24 protein-coding genes and 9 pseudogenes are annotated in these 26,165 nt (G+C 64.8%); 15 read left to right on the top strand and 18 right to left on the bottom strand.

The features are described from left to right. Positions 1-69: 69 nt before the first annotated feature. The 4 genes and pseudogenes from QUE68_RS19770 to QUE68_RS29665 form a co-directional block, all read right to left on the bottom strand. The gene (locus QUE68_RS19770) at positions 70-843 is read right to left on the bottom strand and encodes a PEP-utilizing enzyme (RefSeq protein ID WP_284235535.1); all 774 of its coding nucleotides are present in this window, start codon (positions 841-843) and stop codon (positions 70-72) included. Next, positions 809-1,747, bottom strand: coding sequence for a hypothetical protein (locus tag QUE68_RS19765; protein WP_286274288.1), 939 nt, complete (start codon positions 1,745-1,747; stop codon positions 809-811). Before QUE68_RS19765 ends, QUE68_RS19770 begins: the two co-directional genes overlap by 35 nt. After that, a pseudogene (locus tag QUE68_RS29670) lies at positions 1,744-2,346 on the bottom strand (IS30 family transposase); the annotation flags it as partial. The pseudogene QUE68_RS29670 and the gene QUE68_RS19765, both read right to left, overlap by 4 nt. Before the next feature lie 102 nt (positions 2,347-2,448). Then, the gene (locus QUE68_RS29665) at positions 2,449-2,886 is read right to left on the bottom strand and encodes a transposase (RefSeq protein ID WP_454786492.1); all 438 of its coding nucleotides are present in this window, start codon (positions 2,884-2,886) and stop codon (positions 2,449-2,451) included. A gap of 135 nt (positions 2,887-3,021) precedes the next feature. Between QUE68_RS29665 and QUE68_RS19755 the strand changes: the two are divergent. Further along, positions 3,022-3,758 (top strand): annotated as a pseudogene (locus QUE68_RS19755) (IS3 family transposase); the annotation flags it as partial. A 111-nt stretch (positions 3,759-3,869) separates the two neighbouring features. On the opposite strand, the gene QUE68_RS19750 reads toward QUE68_RS19755, so the two are convergent. Genes QUE68_RS19750 through QUE68_RS19735 form a run of 4 tightly spaced genes read right to left on the bottom strand, consistent with a single transcriptional unit; the run spans position 3,870 to position 7,020 of the window. After that, positions 3,870-4,859, bottom strand: a complete 990-nt coding sequence (locus QUE68_RS19750; RefSeq protein WP_284232743.1) for a tyrosine-type recombinase/integrase — start codon at positions 4,857-4,859, stop codon at positions 3,870-3,872. Next, entirely contained in the window at positions 4,856-5,788 is a 933-nt protein-coding gene (locus QUE68_RS19745; RefSeq protein ID WP_284232744.1) for a tyrosine-type recombinase/integrase, read from the bottom strand. Before QUE68_RS19745 ends, QUE68_RS19750 begins: the two co-directional genes overlap by 4 nt. Further along, complete coding sequence (locus QUE68_RS19740; protein WP_286274287.1) at positions 5,760-6,662, bottom strand: tyrosine-type recombinase/integrase; 903 nt, start codon at positions 6,660-6,662, stop codon at positions 5,760-5,762. The genes QUE68_RS19745 and QUE68_RS19740 overlap by 29 nt, the downstream gene beginning before the upstream one ends. Then, positions 6,604-7,020: a hypothetical protein gene (locus tag QUE68_RS19735; protein WP_286274286.1), complete on the bottom strand. Its 417-nt coding sequence runs from the start codon at positions 7,018-7,020 to the stop codon at positions 6,604-6,606. The genes QUE68_RS19740 and QUE68_RS19735 overlap by 59 nt, the downstream gene beginning before the upstream one ends. Positions 7,021-7,155: 135 nt before the next feature. Between QUE68_RS19735 and QUE68_RS19730 the strand changes: the two are divergent. Next, positions 7,156-7,701: pseudogene (locus tag QUE68_RS19730) on the top strand (IS3 family transposase); the annotation flags it as partial. A gap of 170 nt (positions 7,702-7,871) precedes the next feature. Continuing rightward, a pseudogene (locus QUE68_RS29660) lies at positions 7,872-8,073 on the top strand (FAD-dependent oxidoreductase); the annotation flags it as partial. 31 nt (positions 8,074-8,104) lie between these two features. Here the strand turns inward: QUE68_RS29660 and QUE68_RS19725 are convergent. Continuing rightward, a pseudogene (locus QUE68_RS19725) lies at positions 8,105-8,431 on the bottom strand (FAD-dependent oxidoreductase); the annotation flags it as partial. Here QUE68_RS19725 and QUE68_RS19720 point away from each other — a divergent pair. Then, positions 8,423-8,975 (top strand): annotated as a pseudogene (locus tag QUE68_RS19720) (FAD-dependent oxidoreductase); the annotation flags it as partial. The pseudogenes QUE68_RS19725 and QUE68_RS19720 sit on opposite strands and share 9 nt — an antisense overlap. Positions 8,976-8,990: 15 nt before the next feature. Then, positions 8,991-9,863 (top strand): sigma-70 family RNA polymerase sigma factor, encoded by an 873-nt coding sequence (locus QUE68_RS19715; RefSeq protein ID WP_454786495.1) that lies wholly within the window; start codon positions 8,991-8,993, stop codon positions 9,861-9,863. 345 nt (positions 9,864-10,208) lie between these two features. On the opposite strand, the pseudogene QUE68_RS29655 reads toward QUE68_RS19715, so the two are convergent. The 4 genes and pseudogenes from QUE68_RS29655 to QUE68_RS19705 all read right to left on the bottom strand — a co-directional run. After that, a pseudogene (locus QUE68_RS29655) lies at positions 10,209-10,460 on the bottom strand (FAD-dependent monooxygenase); the annotation flags it as partial. Between the two features lie 37 nt (positions 10,461-10,497). Next, complete coding sequence (locus tag QUE68_RS29525; RefSeq protein ID WP_349816913.1) at positions 10,498-10,701, bottom strand: DoxX family protein; 204 nt, start codon at positions 10,699-10,701, stop codon at positions 10,498-10,500. A 43-nt stretch (positions 10,702-10,744) separates the two neighbouring features. Further along, complete coding sequence (locus QUE68_RS19710) at positions 10,745-11,194, bottom strand: nuclear transport factor 2 family protein (protein ID WP_284235561.1); 450 nt, start codon at positions 11,192-11,194, stop codon at positions 10,745-10,747. After that, entirely contained in the window at positions 11,187-11,828 is a 642-nt protein-coding gene (locus QUE68_RS19705) for a TetR/AcrR family transcriptional regulator (RefSeq protein WP_284235562.1), read from the bottom strand. The genes QUE68_RS19710 and QUE68_RS19705 overlap by 8 nt, the downstream gene beginning before the upstream one ends. A 314-nt stretch (positions 11,829-12,142) precedes the next feature. Here QUE68_RS19705 and QUE68_RS19700 point away from each other — a divergent pair, with 314 nt between their 5' ends. Next, positions 12,143-13,453 carry an IS256 family transposase gene (locus tag QUE68_RS19700; protein ID WP_284235563.1) on the top strand — a complete coding sequence of 437 codons (1,311 nt, stop codon included), beginning with the start codon at positions 12,143-12,145 and terminating at the stop codon, positions 13,451-13,453. A 315-nt stretch (positions 13,454-13,768) separates the two neighbouring features. On the opposite strand, the gene QUE68_RS19695 is transcribed toward QUE68_RS19700, so the two are convergent. Then, positions 13,769-14,770 (bottom strand): PNPOx family protein, encoded by a 1,002-nt coding sequence (locus tag QUE68_RS19695; protein WP_284235564.1) that lies wholly within the window; start codon positions 14,768-14,770, stop codon positions 13,769-13,771. Between the two features lie 66 nt (positions 14,771-14,836). Here QUE68_RS19695 and QUE68_RS19690 point away from each other — a divergent pair, with 66 nt between their 5' ends. From QUE68_RS19690 to QUE68_RS19680, 3 genes are all read left to right on the top strand, one after another. Next, positions 14,837-15,667, top strand: coding sequence for a TetR/AcrR family transcriptional regulator (locus QUE68_RS19690; RefSeq protein WP_284235565.1), 831 nt, complete (start codon positions 14,837-14,839; stop codon positions 15,665-15,667). A 3-nt stretch (positions 15,668-15,670) separates the two neighbouring features. Further along, positions 15,671-16,213, top strand: a complete 543-nt coding sequence (locus tag QUE68_RS19685) for a methyltransferase family protein (RefSeq protein WP_284235566.1) — start codon at positions 15,671-15,673, stop codon at positions 16,211-16,213. A gap of 406 nt (positions 16,214-16,619) precedes the next feature. Beyond that, complete coding sequence (locus QUE68_RS19680) at positions 16,620-17,045, top strand: hypothetical protein (protein ID WP_284235567.1); 426 nt, start codon at positions 16,620-16,622, stop codon at positions 17,043-17,045. Between the two features lie 143 nt (positions 17,046-17,188). On the opposite strand, the pseudogene QUE68_RS29520 reads toward QUE68_RS19680, so the two are convergent. Further along, positions 17,189-17,777, bottom strand: a pseudogene (locus QUE68_RS29520) (class I SAM-dependent methyltransferase). Positions 17,778-18,083: 306 nt separating this feature from the next. Between QUE68_RS29520 and QUE68_RS19675 the strand changes: the two are divergent. The 6 genes and pseudogenes from QUE68_RS19675 to QUE68_RS19650 all read left to right on the top strand — a co-directional run bounded on the left by QUE68_RS19675 (position 18,084) and on the right by QUE68_RS19650 (position 22,432). Further along, entirely contained in the window at positions 18,084-18,533 is a 450-nt protein-coding gene (locus QUE68_RS19675) for an antitoxin Xre/MbcA/ParS toxin-binding domain-containing protein (RefSeq protein WP_284235569.1), read from the top strand. A gap of 2 nt (positions 18,534-18,535) precedes the next feature. Further along, a complete protein-coding gene (locus QUE68_RS19670) occupies positions 18,536-19,111 on the top strand; it encodes an RES domain-containing protein (protein WP_284235570.1) in 576 nt (191 codons plus the stop codon). Positions 19,112-19,337: 226 nt separating this feature from the next. Beyond that, positions 19,338-20,009 (top strand): annotated as a pseudogene (locus QUE68_RS19665) (acyl-CoA dehydrogenase family protein); the annotation flags it as partial. 206 nt (positions 20,010-20,215) lie between these two features. Continuing rightward, positions 20,216-20,404 (top strand): hypothetical protein, encoded by a 189-nt coding sequence (locus QUE68_RS19660; protein ID WP_284235571.1) that lies wholly within the window; start codon positions 20,216-20,218, stop codon positions 20,402-20,404. Between the two features lie 364 nt (positions 20,405-20,768). Beyond that, positions 20,769-21,590, top strand: coding sequence for an enoyl-CoA hydratase/isomerase family protein (locus QUE68_RS19655; RefSeq protein ID WP_284235572.1), 822 nt, complete (start codon positions 20,769-20,771; stop codon positions 21,588-21,590). Then, the gene (locus QUE68_RS19650; protein WP_284235573.1) at positions 21,587-22,432 is read left to right on the top strand and encodes an alpha/beta fold hydrolase; all 846 of its coding nucleotides are present in this window, start codon (positions 21,587-21,589) and stop codon (positions 22,430-22,432) included. Before QUE68_RS19655 ends, QUE68_RS19650 begins: the two co-directional genes overlap by 4 nt. Here QUE68_RS19650 and QUE68_RS19645 read toward each other — a convergent pair. The 3 genes from QUE68_RS19645 to QUE68_RS19635 form a co-directional block, all read right to left on the bottom strand. Beyond that, positions 22,415-23,560 (bottom strand): acyl-CoA dehydrogenase family protein, encoded by a 1,146-nt coding sequence (locus tag QUE68_RS19645; RefSeq protein WP_284235574.1) that lies wholly within the window; start codon positions 23,558-23,560, stop codon positions 22,415-22,417. The two genes, QUE68_RS19650 and QUE68_RS19645, sit on opposite strands and share 18 nt — an antisense overlap. A 29-nt stretch (positions 23,561-23,589) precedes the next feature. Beyond that, positions 23,590-24,753 (bottom strand): acyl-CoA dehydrogenase family protein, encoded by a 1,164-nt coding sequence (locus QUE68_RS19640; RefSeq protein WP_284235575.1) that lies wholly within the window; start codon positions 24,751-24,753, stop codon positions 23,590-23,592. A 290-nt stretch (positions 24,754-25,043) separates the two neighbouring features. Beyond that, positions 25,044-26,126, bottom strand: coding sequence for an IS630 family transposase (locus QUE68_RS19635; RefSeq protein ID WP_284235576.1), 1,083 nt, complete (start codon positions 26,124-26,126; stop codon positions 25,044-25,046). Positions 26,127-26,165: the final 39 nt, after the last annotated feature.

Here is a 26,165-nt window from a genome sequence, read left to right as displayed (position 1 = left end):
AGGGTTCACCGCCAACGCATCGGCTCTAGCCGCGGCGCCTTCGGAGGGCAGCACGTACGCTTGAAACACCTATGGTCCTTCGATACGACCGCGTACCGTCTCGCGTTCGACACTGTGAGGGGCCGTTCTCGATCGGTCTTTGAAGCGCCGAAGCGCCTGCCCCGTAAGGCCCCTCGGAATCTGTTGGCATTCCCAGGGTGCCAAGGACAGGCACTTCAACTTGCCGGCGGCCTCAGCCGGCGGCTTCCACGAGGGCGGGCGGCGCCTCGACCGCGCTGTCCTCGACCGCGCTGTGCTCGATACGGACCCCGCCGGCGGTACCGTTGGGGTGATCGTGGCTCCGTCCGCGATCTGGTTCACGGAGTCCTCGATATGGGCGGCGGGGAAGCCGTACTCGCGGGCCAGGCAGCCACTGTGCGAGAGCAGGCCACCGGTTTCGACGATCACCCCGCTCAGCGCGGCGAACACCGGCGTCCAGCCCGGGTCGGTGCTGTTGGTGATCATGATGTCGCCCTTGTCGACGCGGCCGACCTCCTTGAGGTTGCGAATCACCCGCGCGGTCGCGGTGATGTCATCACCACTGGTGCCGAACCCCTGCAGGATCTTGCGACCCTCGGAGTCCACGGCCCCCGTGGTCGAGAGGACCTGGCGGGGGGCGTTGCGCTGCAGGAACTTCGGCATGCTGACCTGCTTGTAGTCCCATGCATCGAAGTTGCGCATCCGGGATTCGATCTTCCAACGGGTCATCCGCGGGTTGCTGCCGCCCTTGCGGTGTTCGAGCAGCTCCTCCCACGTGAGGAAGTAGAAGTCACGCTCGGTCTCGAACAGGCCGCGCTCCATCATTCGCCGGTTGAGCTCGAGGAGTGCCTTCTTTATCGAGAAGGTGTTGCGGTCGATCAGCCAGCGTTCGTTGTCGCGGAAGGTCAAGAACCGCATCACGTAGTCGTGCACGATCTTGAACGCCTCGGCCTTGAGGAATCCGAGCGGGCCGCGCGATGTTGGACAGCACGTCCTCGTAGGCGGCGTTGCGCAGTTCGTTGTTGCGGCGTTCCTGCTCGAGCGGGTTGTCGTCGGACTTCAGGTGCGAGGCGAGCGCAGAATAGAGGACCGCGGGGTCCTCGGCGTAGCGGGTGTAGTAGATGTCGCGGTCGGCGTGGCCACGGTGGCCCGACATCTCGATTCCGGCGGTGAACTCCGTGGCGGATTCCAGTTTGGCGGCGTAGTCAAAGAACTCGCCACCGGAGCGGGTCTCGAAAGCCGATGACAGCTCGGCGTTCTCGCGGATGTGAGTGGCGAGCCTCCACAGTGCGATGTGCTCACGGACCGTCCAGGTGGCCTCCGGGGTCCCGGTGACCAGGTGGGTGAAGGCGTGCTCGTTGTCACCGGTGTACCACTGATTCACGATCTGCCCAAGGGCCGCCATCGAGTCGCGGCACAGCATGAAGAATCCGGGGAAGCAGACGTCACGGTTGTACAGCTCCTCGAAGATGATCTGCTGCTCGGTGTAGTGGATCAGCTCGTCGTCGGAGAAACGGCCTAGCTCCGAGTCGGGCACCCCGTCGGCTTCCTCCCGACGGTTTTCGATGTAGTCATCGAGGACCTTGAACCACCCGTAGGGGCCCAGGTCGGGACGGAGCATCTTCGATCGTGCGACCTGCTTGACCCAGTCCAGAACGCCAAACTTCGGCAGGTTCGCGTCGTCGCGCAGGTCTTCGGGCGACCGATCCAGACTGAAGGAACGACTCATCGGAAGCGCCGACTCGGCGAAGATTGTCGGCGACGCCTGAAAGATAACCCCGTGTCGACTTGGTGGGTTCTAGTCAACGTCGCAACATCACGAACTATTTGAAGATAAACGAATAGATCGGCGGGGCAACGGTCTTGGAGGACCATGCGGGGACGGTGGTTGAGTTCGCGTTCGACCGCCAGGAGACGCGATGGCGGATGGTTGATGAGGGTCACGCCCTTGGGGAAGTAGTCACGCAACAGGCCGTTGGTGTTCTCGTTCGTGCCGCGTTGCCAAGGTGAATGGGAGTCGCAGAAGTACACGGGTGCTCCGAGCTCGGCGGCGGTAGTGAGGTGGCGGGCCATCTCGGTGCCCTGGTCCCAGGTGATGGACCGCAACAGTGCCGGTGGCAGATCCTGCATGCGGGCCACCAGGGCCGCATGCAGGGAGTCGGAGTCACTGCGCGGTAGGTGCACCAGTCGCACCATTCGGGTTTGGCGCTCGACCAGTGTGCCGATCGCCGAGCTGTGGTCATTGCCGATGATGAGACCTCCCTCCCAGTGCCCGGCCTCGGATCGGTCGTCGAACAGGAACGGCCGGTCGTGGATGGTGAGCATTGGCTGCTGAAAGCGTGGTCGCCGACGCTGCTGACACTGGTGGGCACGCCGATGGTCACGACCGGTACGCCGCGGTGAACGACGGTGCGGTGCTAGCCGCGAGGGTCACAGGAACCGTGAATTAGGTTGGTACACAGCCTGATAGATGCTCTCATGACACAACCGCATCGTCGGGTCGTCGGCGAAGCGCGATCGGAGATGTCGGCTGACCTGCTGCGGGCTCCACCGCTGCAGGAGCAGCTCGGCGACCAGCGCGCCAAGTCGATCGCTGATGTCGACCCGACGCCGGTGGTGACGCTCCCGCCGCGCAGTGGCTCGGCGATGCGCATCAAAGGGGCGGTACCCGCGACCGGCGATAGCGTTGCGCCGAAGCTCCCGCGAGATCGTCGATGGCGAACGTCCGAGCCGACTGGCGATCGCCCGCAGGCTCAGCCCGGACTGACGCAGATCGGCGATCTCGATGCGCTCGTCTTGAGACAGGTACCGCGAACTGATCTGACGGACCGCCAGCCGATCCAACGGCGCGACGAACCCGACCACCACGCCGCTGCGGTAGACCTTGTGCCCACGCGCCCAGTTCGCCCCCGAGGATCGCGATACACCGACGGGCCTTCGCCCCGCGTGTTGGACACGCTTGATCCCGGATTTCAGCCGGGGGAAGCGAGATGATCCACCGCGATGGCAAGGAAAAATTACTCCGAAGAGTTTCGTAGCGATGCAGTCGAGCTGTATCGCGTGACCGAGGGCGCCACGGTCGCCCAGATCGCCAGCGATCTCGGTATCGCGCACGGCTCCCTGTCGGCCTGGCTCAGAACCGCGGGTGTCGCGATCCGCAGGCGGGGCCACACCGAGGCGCCGCCCGGCCCGGCCGAAACTCCCGAGCAGGAGGCCATCCGGCTGCGAGCGCGGGTCCGCGAACTGGAAGTCGAATCGGTGAAGCTGAACACCGAACGCGACATCCTGAGGGCGGCGGCGAAATATTTCGCCGGGGAGACGAACTGGTGAGCCGCTTCCAGTTCGTTGCCGACCACTCCGACACCTTTGAGGTGAAGTGGCTATGTCAGATCGTCGACGTCGCTCGGTCGTCGTTCTACGCCTGGGTCAACGCCGCCGTGACCCGCACGGCACGAATAGTGGCCGATGACAAACTTGCGCAGCGCATTCGAGCGGTGCACACCACCGACACCACCTACGGTGCGCCGCGGATCACCGCCGAGCTCAACGACGGTGCCCCCGAGGCGGAGCGGGTCAACCACAAGCGGGTGGCCCGGGTGATGCGCACCGCGGGGATCACCGGCTACCGCCGTCGGCGACGGGTGAGGACCACCGTGGCCGACCCGGCGAACCAGAAGGTGCCCGATCTGCTGAGCCGCGACTTCACCTCCGCGGCGGTGAACACGAAGTATGTCGGGGACTTTTAATGCCGACGTCGGCATTAAAAGTCTTATGCCGACCCGTGGAATATGCCGACAGTGCTTGCGATGGCGCTCTCCTGCGCGGCTTTCGGGGCTGAGGGGTCGGCATATTCACAGGGATGTCAGCCAGGCCAGGATGTTGGGCGCGGGGCGGTAGATCCCGGGCTTGACGTTGGGTGGCCTGGTCCGGTCGATGGCGGCTTGTTTGATGGCCATGTCGGCGTGGAGGTAGGCGTCGGTGCTGTGGGTGTCGCTGTGCCCGAGCCATAAGGCGATTACGGAGACGTCGACTCCAGCGGCGAGAAGGTTCATCGCCGCGGTGTGGCGCAGGGTGTGCATCGTGACGTGCTTGGCGGTGAGGCTGAGACAGGTGGTCGTCGCGGTCGCGATGTGCGTGGCGAGGCGATGTTCGAGTGCGTCGCGGGACAAGGGTTGTCCGTGGGGGCCGCAGAACAGCGCGGAGCCTGGCCGGGTCATCCGTTCGGCGAGATAGGTCGTCATGGTGCTGGCGGTGGCTCTGGTCAGCGGGGTGATCCGTTGGCGACGTCCTTTGCCGGTGCAGGCGATGTGAGGGCCGGTGCCGAGGTGGATGTCGTCGTGGGTCAGTGAGCAGATCTCGCTGATCCGCAGACCGGTTTGCGCGGTCATGGCCAGCAGGGCGTGGTCGCGTCGCCCGGTCCAGGTGGTGGGGTCTGGTGCGGCCAGTAGTGCGTCGACCTCTGCGGGGGTCAGGAACTCGATGACGGGCCTGATTGTGCGTTTGGGTGGGATCGCAAGGACCTGGGTGATGGTGGCGGCGTGCTCGGGATGGTCGGGCAGAGCCCGGCCGAGCACGGAGCGGATCGCGGTGAGTCGGGCGTTGCGGGTTCTGCTGCTGTTGCCACGTTCGTGTTCGAGGTGGTCGAGAAACCCGGTGACGTGCGTGGCGGTGACGGCGTCGAAGTCGAGTGCGTCGGCGGGAATCCCGAGTGTCGCGGTCAGGTACTTCAGGAGCATCCGCCAGGTGTCGCGGTAGGAAGCGATGGTGTTGATCGACAGGTCGCGCTGGGTGTGGGCGAAGGTCGTGAAGTAGGTCTGCAAACTAATAGCCAAGGCGTTCACTGTATTTCACTTTCGGAGATGGGTTCGAGTTTGCTTGCGGCCAGGGCCATGAGTTCCCCGGTCGCGGTCAGGTACCAGTAGGTGTGGGCGGCGTCGGAGTGCCCCAGCCAGGTGGCCAGCAGCGAGAGCACCCGGTCGGGGTCACCGCCGTGGGCATAGGCCACGGTCATGTGCGCGGTGGCGAAGGTGTGTCTCAGGTCGTGCAGACGGGGGCGTGCCCTGCTCCGTGGGATGAGCCCGGCAGCCTCCCGGACTCGTTTGAACAGGGACTGAAATGACACGTAGACGTATCCGGTTCCCTTGCAGGTCACGAAGACCGGGCCGTGGGGGTCGGGGCGGGTGGCCATTCGGGCAGGCAGAGCGATGTACTGCCTGAGGGCGGCCGTCGTCGAGGGGTGCACTGGGACGCGCCGCTCGTCAGACTTCGCGGCCTTGATCGTCAGCAGGTCGTTGTGCTGGTCGATGTCGGGTACTCGCAGGTTCAGTGCTTCGCCGATCCGCAGGCCGGTAGCGGCAAGCAGACCGATGACGGTGCGCAGGGTCGCGGCGATCCGTTCGTCGGCGAACTCGGTGTCGCAGGTGGCAAGCAACGCATCGATGTCTTGTTGGCTGTAGATGAAGGGAACGGCTCGGGGTTTGCGGGCCGCAAGCAAGCCGTTGGGGATGACGGGGACATCGACATCGTCGGCGTGGAGGTAGGCGGCGAAGCGGCGCACCAACGACAGGCGGGTCGCCCACCATGAGGGGTGCGCGTCGGGGTTGAGCCGGGCCCACGTCACGGCATCATCGATGGTGAACGTCGTTGTCTGGCCTTGAGCTTCGAGCCAGGTGCAGAACAAGCCGACTTGGCGTTCGAGGTCGTTGAGCTGAAACCCCAGAGACCGGCGCAGCTGCAAGTACTCATCGAGTCGTTCGCGCAGTGTCCTCATCGCGGCACCTGCCCGAACGGGACGACCAACTCGCGCAACGATGCGAGGTCGACTTTCGCGTAGCCCATCGTGGTGACCGTGTAGGCGTGCCCGGGAGCTCCTTGGCTTCGGTCAAGGAGCCACCTGCGGCCAACACGTCCATCGCGGCGGTGTGCCGCAGCCGGTGCGCGTAGATCCGGTCGATCCCCGCCAGATCCGATAACCGGGCGATGACCCCCGAGATGCCCGAGGTCGTCATCATCTGTCGGGGTGCCCGCAGCCGCACGAACACGGCCCGGTCCAGAGCGGGCGGCCGCAGCCGTAACCACGTCTCCAATGCCTGACCCACATCGACCGGGAGCGGCAACAGGTGCTCGCGACCCTTGCCGGTGACCCTGAGACGTCCACTTGCCCAGTCGATGTCGTCGATCCTCAGTTGGGCGGCCTCGCCAGCACGTAGGCCAAGGCGCACCAGGATCGTGACGAGTGCCCGGTCCCGCGCGCCGAGCGCGGTGGCCTGATTGCACACACTCAGCAAGGCCGCGACCTGATCGGTGTCCACGCCCCGCGGCAACGATCGCCGCGTCCCGGCAGCCTTGAGGATCCCGGCGGTCAGGTCCCGATCGAGGCGGCCGGTGCTCAACGCCCACCGCAGCAGGCAGCGGACAGATCCGACGATGTGAGCACGTGCAGCAACACCGTAGGGGCGTCCACGCTCAGCGACGTAGGCGTTGATGATCGACGCGTCCAGGCGCCGCCACTGTACCGAACCGTCAGCCGCCGTCAACACCTCCAGAAGGCCGGCCGCGTAGTGACAACGGGCCGCGATGGTCTTCTCAGTCAGTCCGCGCTGCTGCCGCATCCACGAACACCAGTCCACCACCGCGGACTTCACCGGCGTGAGTGAATCTTTGGACCCCAGCCGAATTCAGATAGCCGGCGGCCATCAAGAACCTGCGTATGGTGCCGATCCAACGCTTCACTGTGGCGCACGGAAGATCTCGGGATCCCTCCACTTCGAGGAACCGGGCCAGCAGATCCTCATCGATGTCGTCGACCTCGACGCCCACCAGCTGCATCCACCAGCTCAGTCGTTCCAACACATTCACGACCGCGGCCGCCGAACCCGGCGAATAGCCCAGCCCGGCCAACCATCCCGAACACTCGCCCAGCACCATCGGCGCCAAAGGGCCCACCGGAACCCGCGGGACTCGAACCGGATACGACCGGGCCGTCGGCGATCTCTTCGTCACGGACCTCACCTCCAGACAATTCAGTGCCTGAAGCGTGACCACGACTATGCGACTATGCCGACCTTTTGTACCTCAGCACCACCGTTGGGCTGCACCATCGCAACGACTGTCGGCATATTCCACGGGTCGGCATAAGACTTCACGTACGTCCGAACGTGGGCGGGGTGGGTGTACGTGGTGTTCATCGCCGACGTGTTCTCCCGCCGGATCGTGGCCTGGCATGCCTCGACGAGCAAGGACGTCAGCCTGGTCACCACCCCGTTACGGATGGCGCTATGGCAACGCGCCCACGACGGTCATCCAGTGAAAGCTGGTGAACTGATTCATCATTCGGACGCCGGTTCGCAATATACGTCCATTCTGCTGACCGAGCGGCTGTCGCTGGAACACGTCGCAGCATCTATCGGATCGGTCGGTGATGCCTACGATAACGCGTTGATCGAATCAGCAAATGGCCTCTACAAGACCGAGTGCATCCGCACCACGATCTTCCACGCCGGGCCCTACAAGACCATCGCCGACGTCGAGTTCGCCACCGCGGCCTGGGTCGACTGGTACAACAACAGCAGGCTCCACTCGAGCATCGGGCTGGTCCCACCCAATGAGTTCGAAACCATCTACTACGCTGCCCTCAACCCCGAGGAACAGCCCACCATGGAGGCGGCACGAAACCTCGGGTGATTCAGCTTGCCTTCGAATACCGGTACAACGCGACTGCCCTTCCGTTCAAATGGAAATACACCACAGCCGATCTCAATCGGCACCTCGAACGACTCGACCAGCACCAACGGGCGACCCAAGCCGCATGACCCCCGACGAACTAACGAACCAGACCACTAAGCGCCGACGTTGACATCGCTCTGGTCAACCCGCGCCCGAAGTTCGTCGAACGACTCCGGCTGCACCAGTTTGCGGCCGGCACCGGCGAGGCCACCGCGGACTACGGCACGCTCCTCGGTGAGGGCGTCCGACTGGTGGTGGACAGCGCCACCCGCATCGCCACGACCGCGCGGACCGTTGAGCTGGCCACGGGCCGCCAGCTGGACTACGAACTGCGCCTGGGCTAACCCTAGGCTAAACCTGGGACCACGTCGGCCTCCAACACGACGACGCCGTTCTTGGCGAGCCACTTGGCCACCGACCGCCGGGCCGGTGTCGAGAACGCAGGAGCCAGTTGTCCGCCGCAGACCAGCGTGACGACGCGGCCTTGCTCGGCCAATTCGGAGGCCGTCTCGATGCCGGTGAGTCCAGCCCAGACAACGGTGACGGGAGCGTCGGGATCCATCTCGTCGACAGCCACGCGCAGTCGCTGCGCCTGCTCCAGTTCGGCTACCGAATAGGCGAACTCGCCCGCACCGGGCACCGCTGCAGGCGTCATTCCGGTGCTGCCGATGGCGTAGATGACGTAGTTGGTCTTTGCCGACGGTGCGGTTCGGCCCAGCACGATCACCATCTGGACCGCCGGATTCGGCGTGCCGGAACTGGCCGTCCGCAGCGGTCTACACACCGACGCCTTGGGCAGGCTGCTCACCGACGAGACGCTGACCAGCGTCGACGACGACCGCATCGTCGCGGCCGGTGACTCCGCCTCGCCGTCGGGCCGGCCACGGCGAATGAGCTGCTATACCGCTCTACCCATGGGCGCCCACGCCGCCGACACCGTGCTGAGCCGTATCACTTGCACCCAGCCCGCCCCGCTGGACCTGGCGTTCGTGGGGTCGTGCGTCAGCCTAGGCCGGCGAGCCGCCGTAGCTCACTTCACTCGCAAGGACGACACGCCGGTGAACTTCTACGTCGGCGGCCGTGTGGGCGCGTCGATCAAGCAGGCGGGCACCAAGGGCACGGTGCGGGACATCCGCCGGGAAGCCCGCAAGCCCGGCTCCACGTTCTGGCTCAAAGGCGGCAAGCGTCCCACGCAGCCGCCGTTCGAACAAGACCTGTTCACGAGGCCGTGAGTACCGCCGACGAGCATGCCGAGCGGTCTGCGGCCGCTGCTGTTCACGATCACCTACGAAATCCTCGGCTCGGCAACGGAATCCGACGTGCTGCAGGACAGCTATCTACGGTGGGCCGACGTGAAACTCGCGACCGTGCGCGACACCAAGTCATACCTGGCGCAACTGGTGACCCGACAAGCGCTCAACGCGTTGCGGGCCAGCGCCCGCCGTCGCGAAGACTACATCGGCCCTTGGCTGCCCGAGCCGCTGCTGCTCGACGCGCGGGACCCGTCGGCGGACGTCGTCCTAGCCGAGTCGGTGTCCATGGCCATGCTCATCCTGCTCGAGACGCTCACCCCTGACCAGCGCGCGGTGTTCGTGCTTTGCGAGGTGTTCGGCTTCGACTACGACGAAATCGCCGGAGCGGTCGTCAAATCCGTGACAACGGTGCGCCAGATGGCGCACCGCGCCCGCAAGCACGTCCAGGCCCGTCGCAAGCGGTTCGAGCCCGTCGACGCCGCCAGAACTGTACAGATCACTGAAGAGTTCATGACTGCAGCCGCCACCGGTGACATCGATGGACTGCTGTCGATGCTCGCACCGGGCGCCACCTGGACCACCGACAGCGGCGGCAAGGCTGCCGGGATCCGCCGGCCGGTGGTGGGCGCGGAGAGGGTAGCGAGCACCGTCATCGCACTCTTCCGGGTGGCAAAGAAGCGCATGCCGGACCTGCGGTTCGAGACGATCGTATGCAACAGCGCCCCAGCGGTGGTCATCTACCGCGGCGACCACCTCGAAGCCATGTTCACCGTCGATGTCATCGACGGGAAGATCGGCAACTTCTACGCCATCAACAACCCCGACAAGCTCGCCGCCATCGCGATCCCGCGCACGATAAGCCGCTAGCGTTCTGTCCCGCGAGGTCGGCGCCGATTTACCGGCGGCGATGTCACGTGTCCCATGGATGACCAAGGCACCTATGCCTAGGGATGCTGGGGAACTAGAACCGGTTGGGTTGCGGCAGAGCCGTTTCGCCCGCCGACGGTCTGTTGCCGCGACTGTCGACGCGTGCGCTTCGTCAGAGGGGAAGTAGTTGAACAGGAACCAGTGGTCCCGGCCGTCGTCTGCGTCCGCGCGGCGCCTTCGAGCAAGGCAACCATCTCGCGGTAGCCGACGTCCGCGCGGCGAGGGGAGGGCCCGCCCTCGACGAGTTTCATGGTTCTCTCCCTCCGTGGATGGGTGTGGGGGAGGTCAGCGGCGGTCAAGGGCGGACCGTTGCCACGCGAGACGGAGCCTGACGACGGGAATCATTCCGGCAGTCCGCATGGCGCGGTTTCGGATCAGACGTCGACGGGACGAGGCGGTGGCGTCGGTGAGCTTGCTCGCCAGCGAGACGACGCGCGCTGCGGAGCGACAACGGGGAGTCGGCATCCTCGATGCCCAGATTTATGCCCTGGCCGCCCGCCGGTGAATGAACATGGCGGCGTCACCGGCGCGCCGAATCCGGTTGTCGCGGAACGCGCGTCGCGCCTCGCATAAATCAAATCCGACCGACAGCCACGGAGACTCGCTGCAGCAGTAGGACCACATTGACTAGAGCGTTGCGGTGCTCGGTAATCGCCAGCTTGGCGTGCATGCTCATTGCACCGAGCATGACAACGGCTAGACTCAATGCGGCCAAGCCAGTGAGAGTTTCGGCGACCCCGAGCAGGCGAGGAAGGATCAAGCCGGCGACGCCGAGCACAACAGCAGGCCACTGATGGGGCCCCAACGTTCCCGGCGGCCGATCACGACGGGGCCGCCGGCGCGTCCTGGTGAGCCTGCCCGACTTCGCGGAGGAATCGGACTACCGCGCAGGTGTCGGCGTGGAACATCTGCGAGCGCACGACCTGCCCATCACGGACTTGGTAGATGCCCACCTCGGGAGCGTCGAAATGCGCACCGCGTGAGGGATCCGTGGCACGGTGCCGGAACAGGACGCACACCGTCCCAGCATCATCGCCCCAGAATCGCGCATCAAGGCGAATCTCCGCGGGACCCTGAAGGGCCGCCCACGAGCTGAGGAACCCCGCGGCGTGAGCCAACGCGCCTTCGTGACCGCGCCAGATCCCGCCATAGGGCAACACCTCCGCCTCGTGGATCTCCACGTCATCGGCATAGCAGGCCAGCAAGCGCTCCAGATCACGCTGCTCGACCGCGGCGAAGAGCCGACGAACCACTTCCATTTCGTTAGACATCCCGGGGCTCCTTTCCCTTCACGTTTGGCTCGGGGCGATGATTCCGGTCGTACAGCGCGGCCCGGATGGCTGCAGTCAATTGGGACCGGACATTGCCCGGCACGGCTGCGCCACCCACGAGATGCCGCCGGATCGCCCCCATCGGCAGATCGACCGCCGCGCAGGTCGTCCGCTCTACCGTGTCGCGGGTGGCACGTCCGTAGAGTTGCTGCGCCAGTACGGTGAGCGCGGCTCGTAATCGATCGTTGACTTCCCGCAGCGCAACGGCGAGGGCCGGATCAGTCACCTCACCGACAAGGTCTTCGCGTCGCAACGCAGCAAGTAACCGAGCATCCGCGGGTTCCTGCCACGCGAAGTCGTGAATAGCCAGGCCGGCGGCGACTGCTGCCTCGACCGGATCGCCACTGGCGGTCAATTCCTGCAGGAACCCGTCCTGAGATCGGCGCACAGCGCGCAACCACATCGTCGCCAACAGGTTGTCGACAGTCGAGAACCGGTGATACACCGACCCTTTCGGCGCACCACTAGTGGCAACTATCCGGTCGACGGTGACACCTCGTGCCCCTTCACGCAGAACCAGGTCGCGTGAGACATCGAGAATCATGTCGACGGAATGGCGTTCCGGCCGTGGCATGCATGCAATAGTAGACTAAACCGTCTAATATTCTCAAACGCGGAGAATGGCCTTTGGGCATCTGTGGGGCACTCAACGTCGGCGATCCGGAACGCTTGACGAATGAAGCGCATCGTGACAGACCGAGCCGTTGTCGTGAGACAAGATCGAACGCCCTTGGCTCCCCAACGTGGTGCAGCGGAGCAATGATCAAAACCTGTGGATGACCCTCGGCGGGGCGGCGTGAAAGTGGGCGCACCTTCCCGAGGATGATCTGAATTCCAAGGTTCTCTGATCAAGACCGGCGTTGGCGCGCTGGTTGGGAAGGTACGCCCATGCTCACCGTAGTTCAGGATGGCGAGGAGGCCAACGGCAACGAGGCCGGCCGCCAGCGGTCGTTGCTCGATGAGATCGTCCGCGACGGGGCCCGGAAGATGTTGGCCGCGGCGTTGCAGGCCGAAGTCGCCGCGTATGTGGAGCAGTTCGCCGACCAGCTCGACGCCGACGGCAGGCGACTGGTGGTGCGAAATGGGTATCACCACGAACGGGACGTGCTGACCGCTGCGGGTGCGGTCGAGGTCAAGGCGCCGCGGGTCAACGACAAGCGCATCGACGCCGATACCGGTGAGCGGCAACGGTTCTCCTCGGCGATCCTGCCGGCCTGGGCGCGCAAGTCTTCGCAGATGAGCGAGGTGTTGCCGCTGCTGTACCTGCACGGGTTGTCGACCAGTGACTTCGGTCCAGCGTTGGAGCAGTTCCTGGGGTCGAGTGCGGGGCTCTCCGCGACGACGATCACCCGGCTGACCGCCCAATGGCAGGACGAGGCGAAGGCCTTCGGGGAGCGGAATCTCTCGGGCACCGATTACGTCTACGTGTGGGTTGATGGCATCCACCTCAAGGTCCGCCTCGAGCAGGAGAAGCTCTGCTTGCTGGTGATGATCGGGGTGCGCGCCGATGGCCGCAAGGAGCTCGTCGCGCTGGCTGACGGGTACCGGGAGTCCACCGAGTCGTGGGCTGACCTGCTGCGGTCGTGTCGTCGCCGCGGGATGACCGCCCCGGTGCTGGCCGTCGGTGACGGTGCACTGGGCTTCTGGAAGGCGGTCCGGGAGGTGTTCCCAGCCACCCGCGAGCAGCGGTGCTGGTTTCACAAGCAGGGCAATGTGCTTGCTGCGCTGCCGAAGTCAGCGCATCCAGCTGCGTTGTCGGCGATCAAGGAGATCTACAACGCCGAGGACATCGACCATGCGCAGTTGGCGATCAAGGCCTTTGAGGTCGACTACGGCGCCAAGTACCCCAAGGCTGTCGCGAAGATCGTCGACGATGCCGACGTGCTGTTGGAGTTCTATAGGTATCCCGCCGAGCATTGGATTCATCTACGCACCACCAACCCGATCGAATCGACGTTCGCGACGGTGCGGTTGCGGACCAAGGTCACCAAAGGTCCGGGTTCCCGTGCCGCCGGAATTGCGATGGCCTACAAACTGATCGACGCGGCACAGGCCCGGTGGCGCGCAGTGAACGCACCGCATCTGGTCGCCCTGTTCCGTGCCGGTGCGGTGTTCCACAAAGGCAAGCTCCTGGAACGCCCCATCGACATCACACCGACCGAACCCGGTGCCGAATCAACCGAAACGGAGGTCGCCTGAAACAACCCCATCCACAGGTCTTGACAATAACTCGGTGCAGCGCGTGACGTCACCTCAAGCCTTACAGGGCCGACTTAGCTCGCCTCGTTCGAAGCGGTAGCCCGCACCCAGTGGCAGTGATGGCCTCTGGCTTCGTCACCCTAGACACGGCCGCCGAGGCGACCGATTTAGCGGATGGCCGCGGCGATCACTGGAGTCTGAGAAGCGATTCATGGGACGAAGCTGGCCGCGACATGGAGGCCGACGGGGTGCTCGAGCGGCGAGCAGGACAGCGCGCGATCACGTAGCAGGCTGTGGCCAGGAGAGAAACGGTGTTCATGGTGTCTCCGGTTCCGCCGGCCGCGTCGCTGTTTTCAGGAGCCGGAACTCGGTGCGGCGAAACACTTTCAAGATGAACGCCGCTGGGTATCCGAAGGCGCGGATACCGGCCTCGGCGGGGTAGGGCTCGATGCCCGCGATGTGATAGTCAGTGCCCTTCACGACGATCTCGCAGCCTCCGGCCGCGACGACGTTGCGATACCAGGAGACATCGGGCCCGTAGGTGAGTTCAGCGACGAAGCCGTCGGGGACGCGGGCCACGATGAGCGGGGTTTCATAGGCCGTGCCGGTCTTGCGGCCGACGTGGCGGACAAGGGAGAACGGGCTACGGCCGGTGCGCGCCGCCCGGCTCGTCGCTCGGTTGAGGGTGTGTTTGAGCAGCCACAGGAAGGCGGGCTTGGCGCGTGCTGCGCGCGGTGGTTCGTTGGCGCGGTAGAGCCGGAGTCCGAGGTGCCAGCCGGCGGCCACCGGTAGCAAACACGTGTACAGGCCGGGAAAGTAGCCGAAGTGGCCGGTGTCCAGGTACGGGAACATGAAGTGGGACGCCTCGACGACAGCCATGGCCACGACGAATACCCACGTGATCCAATTGCCGATTTCCGTTCGTCGGTAAAGCAGGATCAGGCCGAGTAGCCAGAAGATCGGCGCGATGGTGGCTGCGACGAGGAAGAACGTGCGCTCCGACATCGGTTGGCCGAGCCTGGAGAAGGCATCCCATATGTCGGTGAGGTACTCCTCGCCGACATGAATCATGAAGAGGATTACAGCGACTAGGTAGGGCACGATTAGGGGCGGCGGATCGGCGGGGCGGCCGTAGGTGGTTAGTCGCCATGGCAGGAAGCTGACCGCAAACAGGGCGCAGATCGCGATCGCGATCACCCCGAGGAATGGGTAACCCGTCGCAACGATGACGGCGGCGACACCAGCGGCAAGGTAAACGGTCCGCCGTGCTCGATGGAGGTCGCGTGGGTTGCGCGTTTGCGGAGCCGAGGTGGCCATGGCACCGTCCGTTCTCGCCGGTGATGTCGACGTCGCTGAACCGAACTATATGCTAACCTTAGTGGCATGTCATCTCTTGATGAATTAGGTGCGCCGCCGGAGCTCGTGGCAGCAGCGATACGCGCCGCAGAACAGTGCGGCAGGGGTGTGGCGGACGTCCCGCTGAACACCATTGCGCAGGCCGCTGGAGTTTCTCGCAGCACGTTGTTGCGGCGGCTGGGTGGATCGCGACGGGCGTTGGACGAAGCGGTTCGCGCGGCCGGCATCGATCCGGGGGGTCGGCCGGTGCGGGTACGGGCCGTTGAAGCCGGGGCCCGGCTGGTGAGTGGACGCGGCCCGGCCACGGTCACGCTCGAGGCAGTCGCCGAGGCTGCGGGCTGCTCGGTGCCCAGCCTGTATGCGATCTTCGGCACCCGCGATGGGCTGTTCGCCGCGATCTATGAGCAGTACAGCCCACTAATTGATCTGGTGAGCCTGTGCACAGATCCGGCCGCAGATCTGGAGCAGACCGTGGCCGACTTCTATCGGACGATCGCTGCGAGTCTGACTGATGAGCCGCGTGTGGCCACCGCGATGCTGGCCGACTTGCTTGGCAACCCGAGCGGGCCGACGGCACGGATCTTCGTTCGATACTTTCCGCGTGCACTGGTCAGTGTTGGCGGATGGCTTGAGGGACACGTAAGGGCGGGCCGCATCCGCGACATTTCCGTACCACTGCTGCTCCAGCAGCTGATTGGCCCCCTGTTGGCACACATCCTCGTGCGGTCCGTGATTCCCCGCGGAGCTGAAGATGCCGCGGAGTTGGAGCAGGCCTGCGCGGTGTTCACCACCGCCTTCCTTCGCGCCGTCGCCGTGCCTGCCTCACGTCAGCCCGACGACCTGGGCGAAGGACAGTAGGCGATGCGCAGATCGACGGCCGCGGCCGGCACAGCGGTGTTCTTCGTGGTGGCGCCGGGCACGGTCGTGGGTCTCTTGCCATGGTTCATCACCCGCTGGGAGATATCGGGCAGCAGCGTCGCGTGGCGGGTAGCTCAGGTGGTGGGCGTGCTGCTCATCGTCGTGGGGCTTGTCCCGGCGGTGCATGCATTCGTGCAGTTCGCGAGGGCGGGCGGCACGCCCGCACCGGTGGCGCCGACCGAGCATCTCGTGGTCAACGGGTTCAATCGGTTCGTCCGCAATCCGATGTACCTCGGGCTCCTACTCGCGATCGTCGGTCAGGCAGTACTGTTCAGTAGTCTTGGACTGCTGCTCTACGCCGCACTCGGATGGCTCGTGACGGCGTCATTCGTGCACTGGTACGAGGAGCCCACCCTCATCCAGCAATTCGGCAGCGAGTATGAGGCATACCGGCACGTTGTGCGCGCGTGGGTGCCCCGCTGGCGTCCATCGAGTTCTGATGTCGAGGGTAGCTGCGCCGGTGAGCCGATGGATGGTCAACCGTGACGAAAACCGACGGGTTTACGGTGCTCGTAGCGTCGACCGTGGTGGTTCGCCTAGACGCAGTTCACACGTGCGCACTATCAGGGGCTCGGCGTCGGGGAGTGCGCGATCCTCACCTTTCTCGGCGCGTTGATGACCGTCGTGGCATTTTCACTCGCGATTGCCTGGCGCGCTTCGCCGTTGGTAACGTGGTCGACTTTCGCATCGTTGCTCGCGACCTTGGTTGGTTTTGTGGGTACGACGAGAGCGCTACCCGAAACCCACTTGCTTGCAACACTTCTGGAACGCTTCGCGCGGTGGGGCCTGCTCGCCCTGTTCGCCGGAACCTTCGCATGCCGAGCCGCCTACGCGTCCATGAACCCGCCGTACCGCGATAGCCCCCCGCCGCGCCGAGAGGATCAACGAGACCATGCCGAGAAGCACTGACCCCCGGGTCCATTCCCAATGGCGTGTCAGTGCATCGCTGCGCACGGTCTTCATCATCCACGGTGTGGCGACGTTGGCCGCGGCGGTGGTTCTCGCCGTCGCTCCCGGCGCCATTTTATCCACGGTGAACATTCCCCTCGACCGTGCAGGCTTCTTGCTCTGCTACCTGCTGGCAGCCACGGAACTGGCGATCGCCTTGTTGTCCTTCGGCGCGGTCCGCCTCACCGACCGGGCGGCCGTGCGCCTGATCGTGATGGTGTTCATCGCTTTTCATCTCACGACGGGTGTGCTGGAACTCGTGTACCTCACCTACACCCCAGCCAGTCCAGCGCTCATCGCCAACGCCGTCGTGCGCTTCGGCGCCGCAGGCGTCTTCGCCATGCTGTGGCGGGCCCGACTCGGGCGGTAGCCCGCAGCCGGAGCGCGCGGCCGTTTGGCCAACGGAGAAATTACCGTATGCCGGATACCCCCTGCGACGGACTGGCACCGATTGCCGGTCCTCTGACCGATGAGGCCGCGGCTTTGCTCTCGGCTGGTGTCTATGGGTTCTGCCTACGGGGTCGGCGCACGCCATGAGATGAATGTCCACCCCAACAGCAAACGCCTCACGTCAGCGTCGGGCAACTCGGCGCGGACATGTTGCCGCAATTCGTGAACGGTGACGGCCGGCGGCCACACAGTCGGCGCGGTGTGCTCCCATTTGCCACGAACGCCGATCGCGACGCCACGTGCCACGAATGCGGCCAGGGCCCATGGGAGGTCGCGCCACCCGGGGCGGGCGAACGCGACGATCGCCAGCGTCCCGCCTGGGCGTACACGGCGGCACAGATGGCGCAGTCCGGCGCGGGTGTCGGGAAGGTGATGCAAGGTGCATTGGAGACCACCGCGTCGAAGCTGCCGAGTGGAACCCGCAGCAGATCGCCGTGCATCCAGATCACCCGTGTGTCGGCGAAGCGCATCTTGGCCGCTCGAGAACCGGCTCGTCGATGTCGAGGGCGACGACACGCGGAATGCCTCGCGACAGTCGTGCGGCCAAGAACCCATCACCACAATCCACATCGAGTACCGAGCTGGCATCCACCGACACCGAAGCGTCGAGTTGGGCGTCGTAGTGGATGTTGACATTCCACGGCTCACGCATGGCCCGATTCTTGCCCACCTCGACGAAGCAGGCTCGAGCAGCATGCGCTAACCCACGGCGGAGCGCAGCGCGCCGCGGTCCGACCAGGCTTCGCCGCGCAGCACGGCAACTCAAACGATCTCGATCAGCGCTCGTCGAGCCAATGATCCGACCATCGGGTGACGACCGTAAGCCTGACGAGGGTCCCGATAACGAAAACGTCTCAGGGAGCATGGTTGGGAGGCCGCGGCTCATCGAATAATTCCGGAGGCCGGGCCGATTTGTTCGACGCCGCCGCCCAACGAGTTTGTTGGGTACGATGGTGTTATGGCTCACTCAACGGCAAAGTCCAGTCCGGCGCCGGTCGCGGTGACGAAGGCCTCCGTCACGGCCGGCAAGACATCGGGGCGCCGTCGTGCGAGGACGCCCGCGCAGCGACCATCCGCCACCCCGCTGGCCAAGGAACGGACCGAGTTCCTTGCCGGCATCGTTGGTGGCGCGGAGCTGGCCCGGATGCTGGGGGTGTCGCGCAGCCAGCCGACCCGGTGGCGCAGCGGGGCTGAGCAGCCGGGCCCAGACGCGGCCCGCGGCCTAGTCGACCTCGATCACGTGATGACCCGCGCGCTGATGTTGTGGTCCGCGCGAGTGGCAACCGACTGGCTGACAAGCGCCAACGCCTATCTCGACGGCGCGCGTCCGCTCGACGTCCTCAAGGTCCGTGGCTCCGCCGAGGTGATCGACGCGCTCGATGCCGTCGCCGCGGGCGCCTACGCCTGATCGTGTTGGCCTACCGGGTCTTTCCTTTCGACACGTCCGCGGTCGCGGGCACTGCGGGCCATCCGGAGTATCTGCACCGACCACAAGGCAAGGGTCGGCTCGACAACCCGCGGCACTACGACACCTGGTACTTCGCGGCAAGCCCGGAGGCCGCGGTCGGGGAGGTATTCGGTGACATCACCGTGTGGGGCGATGACATGTTCGAGTTCCCGGCGCTGCCGAACGCACCGCGCACCCTGGGTGTGTTCGAAGTGCCCGACGATGTGCGGCTGCTCGATCTCGACGACCCTCGCGCATTGCTGGCCCGCGGGCTGCGGCCGACCCAAGTGATCGCCCGCAACCGCGCGGTTACCCAAGGGTGGGCACTGGAGATCTTCACCGAGCAGAACGACCTCGGCGACCGCCGCTGGGACGGGGTGCGGTGGTGGTCCTTTCACCGCCCGCACTGGACCGTGTTCGGTCTCTGGTGCACAACAAGCGAACCCGCCAGTCATCGCCTCGTCAACACCGAGCGACTGCACGTCGGCCATCCCGCGGTCATCGACGCCGCGAGGACGCTCAGCAAGACGTTCCTCTGATCGCGATGTGGTCGGCGATCTTGATGGCGTGGCGGCGCTCATCAGCGTCCGAAATTAGTCGCCATACTGCATACCGATCAACGCACCCTGCTCCCGTGACTGCGCACCACCATGCCTCGACGAAGTGCAAGCCAACGGCGCACTCCGCATCACCGGGAACGCTGAGATTATCGAGCGGTTTCGGCGCCTCTTTTCGTCCCGCAACCCGCTCCGACCGCCTCATCAGGCGACCCGCGACGGTGACGACTACGTGATCCACGGCCACAAGATCTGGACGAGTTACTCCGACGTCGCCGAGTGGTGTCTGCTGCTGGCGCGCACCGACCGGGACGTGCCGAAGCACGAGGGCATCTCGGCGTTCATCGTGCCGATGCATCAGCCCGGTATCGAACAGCGCCCGCTGAAGATGATCAGCGGGGTGACCAAGGAGTTCGGCCAGGTCGAGTTCGACGGCGCGCGGGTGTCGGCCGACAACATGGTCGGCGCGCCGGGGGGCGGGTGGAAGCTCGCGATGACCGTGGTCAGCCACGAACGCGAGCCGTCGACCCTGGGGTTCTCTGCGCGATATGGAAAACTGGTGCGGCAGATGGCCACTCGCGTCGATGGCTCGGCGCCGGACGAACTGTCCTGGACCTGGGTGCAGACCGAGATGCTGCGCCTACACGTGCGACGACGGTTGTTCGAGCAGCTCGACGGCCTGACGCACGGGCCCCAGGGCTCATTGGACAAGCTGCTGATGACGTGGGTGGAACAGTCGGTGGGGCATGCGGTGCTCGCCACCGTCGGCACGGGGGACCCGGAGTTGTTCGCCGCCTACATGTACAGCCGTGCACAGAGTGTGATGGGCGGGACGTCGCAGATTCAGAAGAACATCATCGCGCTACGGATTCTGGCGATGTTCGACCACTTCGACCAACATCGCAATAGCCTGCTCGCGCTCATCGTCGCCAGCGGGGACCCCGACGCCGAACCGGCGATGCGCGACGCCACCAAACTCATGAGCGAGATGTACGACCCACTGCACGGCTGTCCGTAGAACGCTGGCAGGACGGGGGCGGGTTCCCACTGGAACGCTCCAAGCTCTGGCTCAGAATGATCGCCGGGATGATGACCTCGCTGACGGCATTGGAGCCCATGTTCCTCCCCGAAGGACTGGAGCGCCCCACTCGGGACGAACTCATCGACACCGCGTGCGACCTGCTTCTCTATGGCCTGCTGCCGGAGAAACCGCAGCAATACAAGGACGGCCTCAAGCCCCGCCGTAACGACGGTGCGAGGGCTCCTAAGGCTTGACGAAGAGCGTTGGTGCGCGGGCGCATTCGTCCCGTGGCGGCGACTTCCACGCGGGTTGTCACGGCCGAGTTTGGCGGATGGACAGCCGTCGGGTCCGGACCTGTTTTACCTGGCACGTAAACGACTGTTCGCGTTAACGCGATCGAACGAAGCCAAGGAGTTCGTCTCGCATAGCTTGTCAGGATGCGAAATGCATGGCAGGCCGGCTAGCCCGCCTCATCTAGACGATAACGATCGTTTTCAAATTGGCGAACCCCTGGTAGATTGACCAAAGACGAGACCGGACAATGCGAACGATCGGAGAGTGGCTCGTGACGCTTTGGACTTCGCCTACAGGGCAGCACCCCGGCAAGGGGGCGGCGCAGTGAGTACCCCGGTCGAAGCTCCTGAGCTAGTCGAGGAGTCCGTAGGTGGTGTTGCGGTCCTGCGGTTGAACAGGCCGGAACGGCGAAATGCCCTGACGGGTCAATTGATCGATGCAGTACACCACGCGTTGCTGCGGGCGGAGCAGGATCCCGCCGTTCGGGCAGTGGTGCTCACCGGCAATGGCGGCGCGTTCAGCGCGGGCGCCGACATCAAAGTAGATCGCATCGGCGCCGAGGCCTTGCTCAAGGACCACTACAACCCTCTGATCACCGCGATGCTGACATCCGACCTGCCGATCATCGCAGCACTGGACGGCGTAGTCGCCGGGGCGGGCGTCTCACTCGCCTTGGCGTGCGACTTCCGAGTAGCGTCGCCGACCGCCTACTTTCAGCTGTCCTTCGTCAAGCTCGGTTTATCGCCTGATGCAGGACTGACATGGTTACTACCCCGCTTGGTGGGCACTGCTCGGGCTGCCGAGCTCGCGCTGCTCGGAGCCAATCTCCCGGTCGGCGACGCCCTGTCGTGGGGCCTGGTGACACGGCTATCGGAGCCCGGCCGCCACCTGGACGACGCCCTGGCCCTGGCACAGGAGCTGGCGTCGACGAGTTCGAGTGTCGGCGCCATCAAACACGCATTGCGTCGTGGGGCCGAGGCCGAGCTGACGGACCAGCTGTTGTTCGAAGCGGAGTTGCAGCCCAGATTGCAGGAGCGACCCGACTTCGGCGAAGCACTCCAGGCGTTTCGGGAGAAGCGCGCACCCGTGTATCCGCCGCGCACCGTCACCGACCGTGCCATGCGCACCAACGCCACGACGTCATGACCGAGCACCTGATCGAGGTCGAGCCCGGGGTTTCGATTCATGCCCAGGATCTGGGTTCGGGTGACCCCGTCGTTCTTCTGCACGGCTGGGCGCTGGGGCACGAGGTGTGGGATCGCCAGGTTTACGAGTTTGTGACGAGCGGACGTCGGGCCATCGCCATCGACCTTCGGGGACATGGCCTTTCGTCGAAACCGTTCGACGGATACGACGTGCAGCGGCTGGCGTCCGACGTCATCGGCGTCATCGAGGGCCTTGAGCTGGAGCACGTCACCCTGGTGGGGTGGTCACTGGGTGGGTTGACCGCCTTCCGCTCGGCCATCGCCAGGCCCGACCTGTTCGCAAGACTGGTGTTGGTCTGCTCGAACGGGGTCGCCGCATCCCGCCAGCCCGGGTTGCCCTTCGGGGCCGCCGCCGCCGACGTCCAAGACGCCGTCCTGGCAGTAGAGCTGACGGATCGCGTTGCGTCACGCGAACAGCAGATCCGCTCGACGATGCGAAAGGGTACCTCGGAGGCCACCATTCGGTGGCTTCTCGGCCTGACGATGCGGGTGCCCTCTTGGGCCGGTCGTGGCTGTTTGGCGACGGTGCTGAACACCAACCAGGTCGACGACGCTGTCGAACTGGGGGTGCCGCTGGTGCAGATCCTCGGTGAGTCAGATCCCATCCTCTCCACCCGCGCGGCGTCGTGGTTGATGGACCACGTACCCGTCGCGAGCCAGGTGAGGATTCCCGACAGCGGACACTTTCCGATGTTCGAGAATGCCGGACCGTTCACCGACGCTCTGCTGGCCGCCGTCGGCTCCGGGGACCTCGTGCCGGGCAGTTCACCGCAGCCCGAGTGATCCGCTGATGATGTCGCGCATGACCTCGTTCGCTCCGGCATAGATGGGAAGCAGCAGGGCGTAGCGGACGTGGCTCTCCATGTCGTACTCGGTTGCGTAGCCGTAGCCGCCCATCATTTGCATGCCCTCGAGCGCCACGGCCTTGGCGGTCTCGGTCGTCTTGATCTTCGCCATCGACGTCATCCGGGTTGTCTCGACGCGATCGCCGGCCGGATCCTGCAGGCGCTCGGCGACTTCGTAGGTGATCAGGCGGGCGCACTCGAGTTCGGTTGCCAGGTCGGCGATTCGGTGGCGTAGAGCTTGAAACGACCCGATGGCATGACCGAACTGCTTGCGTTGCTTGACGTAGGCGAGCAGGTCGTCGAGTGCCCGCTGAGCGACTCCCAGACCCACGGCTGCGGCGAGTAGCCGTTCCCCGTCCAGTCCCGCCATGATCTGAGGGAAGCCGCGTCCGACGGCGCCGACGACGTTCTCCTCCGGCACATAACAGTCGGTGTAGAAGACGTCGTTGACCTCGCGGCCGCCCATCGTGGAGATGCGGCGGGTCTCGAGGCCCGCCGCGTCGCCGGGCACCTCGAAGATGGTCAAGCCTTGATGCGGCTTCTCATCGTGACTGGTGCGCGCGACGAGCAGGATGCGTTCGGCGATGTGGGCGAACGAGCACCAGGTCTTCTGGCCGTTCAAGACATACCCACCACTGACCTTCTTGGCTGCGCAGGAGATTGCCGAGACATCCGATCCCGCACCGGGTTCGGAGATGGAGATCGCCATCACCTCACCGGCGGCCACCGCAGCCAGCGCGTCCTTCTTCTGAGCCTCCGATCCGAAGCGCTTGTAGCAGCCCGCCACGGTGGTGGTGGCGCCGATGGCCTTCACCGGGACCATGGCGCGATTGAGCTCCTCGAACAGCAAGGTCTGCTCGACGTAGGTGCCGTCCGAACCGCCGTACTCCTCGGGAATCGCCACACCCAGCCAACCCAGTTGAGCCAACTTGGAATACAGGGCGCTGGAGTGGTCCTCTTCGTCCGGATCGATCCACGAATGTCGCTGCTCGCGGGTACCGCATTCGCGACTGCCGAAGTCGCGGACTGCGGTGCGGAAGGCGAGCTGCTCGTCGGTGAGTCTCATTGATCTCTTTCAGATGTGGTGGGACGGTCTCAGGTCTGCGGAAAACGATGTCCGGGGAAGAGCCCCGCGGCGATGCCGTTGCGAAGAACCGCCGGGGCGCCGCCGGCCACGACGTTCGTGACACAGTCCCGGTGGATGCGCTGGATGGGATAGTCGGTGGTGACGCCGTAACCGCCATGCAGTTCCAGCGCTTTGAGCGTGATCTGGGGTCCCGTGGTGGCGCCGAATAGTTTTGCCTGTGTGACCTCGGCCAGCGGGGGGAACCGACCGTCGATCGCGCAGGATGCGGCGCGGTAGGACAGTAGGCGCAGTGCCTCGATCTGTACCCACATGTCGGCCAGCGAGTGGTACACGGCCTGGAAGTCGAGAATTGGCTTGCCGAACGCCTCGCGTTTCTGCGTGTATGCCGCTGCTTCGTCGAAGGCTGCCTGCGAGAGACCCAACCAAAACCCGCAGTTGTGCAGGCGTTCGAGATTGAAGGCCGTCATCAACTGCTTGAACTGGCCGGGGCCGACGATGATGTCTTCGGCCGGAACACGGACGTCCTGCAAGATCATGTTGCCGTGCGCGATTCCGCGATCGCCGATGAACGTCGGGCCGCGTTCGATCGTGACCCCCGGCAGTGACCGGTCGACCACGACCGCACCGATCCCCTTGGCACCCGGGATGGCGTCGAAGCGCACGAACGTCGCGTTGAGGTCGTTGACGTTCGAACCTGTGACGTAACTCTTGGCGCCGTTGAGGATGAGGTGCTCTCCGTCTCGGACCGCCGTCGTGGTCAAGTGGGTCAGCGCAGAGCCCGCGTCGGGTTCGGTGAGCGCGATGTTGCAGCCGCGTCGTCCCGCCACGATGTCGTGCAGGTACTTCTCCTTGACCGTGTCGTTCCCGAGCAGGAACATCGAGGGCCCCGGACCACTGGTGCAGAAGACCGGCTCGGGGGGAAGCCAGGACTGGGCGTGGCGGAACAACGCCTCCACGACGATCAGGTACTCCATCGCGCCGCCGCCGTGCCCGCCGTACTCCCGTGGCATGGCGACACCAAGCAGATCGGCCTCACGCACCCGTTCGAAGATCTGGTTGTACGGAGCCTCGTCGGACTCATCCCAGGCGCGCACCTCGTCACGGAAGGAATCGCCGAGCTCTTCAGCCCGCTTCTGCAGTACTCGCTGATCTTCGCTCAGTTCGAAGTTCATCGGGGTTGTCCTTCTCGTCGTTCATGCTTGGCAATTCGTAGCCCACGTACCCGCGCGCCGAGGGGGATCACGCGCCACCTCCACTCGAAGACTATAAACGATCGTTCTCACAATAAGAAGTGCGTAAATGCCGCGCGCAAAGCAATATTTTGGCATCTGACGAATCATTCGTTCACCGACTGGGGCCGGTGCCAAGTGGGCTTGCGCAGCCTCGTCCCCGCACGGTTGGGCGAGGCTGGTGGCCACGGCGCCGGATGGTCTAACAATCTTTCTAGTGGTGTGTCCTGGATTTAGCTGACCTTTTCGAGGGCGATGCGCCCGCGGGCGACCTTGGCGAGGATGGATTCTGCGGTCGCTGTCCACACGTAGGGTCGGGGGGCGTCATTGTGTGAGTCGAGGTATTCCTGGATCGAGGCAACGAGGTCAGGGACGGAATGGAATACCCCGCGCCGCAACGCTTTGTCGGTCAGTTCACGAAACCAGCGTTCCACCAGGTTCAACCACGATGAGGACGTCGGGGTGAAATGCAGGTGGAACCGAGGATGGTTGTCCAGCCACTTGATGACGTCTTGATGTTTGTGGGTGGCGTAGTTGTCCACGATCAAGTGGACCGCCAGGTCCTGGGGCACCTCGCGGTCGATGGTCTTGAGGAACGTCAACCACTCCTGGTGGCGGTGCCGCGGCAGGCATTGCCCGATCACCTTGCCGGTCAACACGTCCAGTGCCGCGAACAAGGTTGTGGTGCCGTGACGCTTGTAGTCGTGGGTCATCGTCTCACCGCGCCCCTTGACCATCGGCAGCGACGCCTGAGTGCGGTCCAATGCCTGCACCGAGGACTTCTCGTCGGCGCACAACACGATCGCCTTCTCCGGCGGGTTCATGTACAGCCCGACGACATCGACCAGTTTCTCCTCGAAGCGCGGATCGTTGGACAGCTTGAACGTCTCGACCCGATGCGGCTTGAGCCCGCGCGCGTGCCACACCAGCTGCACCGTCGACTTCGACACCCCGGTCGCTGCCGCCATCGTTCGACAGCTCCAATGGGTCTCACCCGCCGGTCGGTAGTTCAAGGTCAGATCGACGATCTCCTCGATCTTCGATTGCGGGATCGACGGTTTGGGGCCACGCCCCTTACGCACCTGAGCGAACTTCACCAAACCCTGCACGGCGAACTGCTCACGCCAACTCTTCACCGATGCCGGCGACACCGACAATGAGGCAGCGATCGCCGTGTTGGCCATACCGTCAGCGGCCATCAACAGGGCCTTGGCTCGCACCACCTCCCGATGCGCACCCGACTGCGACCGAGCCAACGACTCCAGCACCTCCCGTTGGCCATCCGACACTTCCAACGCAGGCACGGGTCGTCTCATGGAGAAAATCATAACCAATTAACCATCAGTTAATCGCAG

It is taken from the genome of Mycolicibacterium sp. TUM20985, assembly GCF_030295745.1.
In the GTDB taxonomy this organism is placed as follows: domain Bacteria; phylum Actinomycetota; class Actinomycetes; order Mycobacteriales; family Mycobacteriaceae; genus Mycobacterium.
Note: the sequence above shows the minus strand (reverse complement) of the source record. Positions and strands in the feature narration are given on the sequence as shown.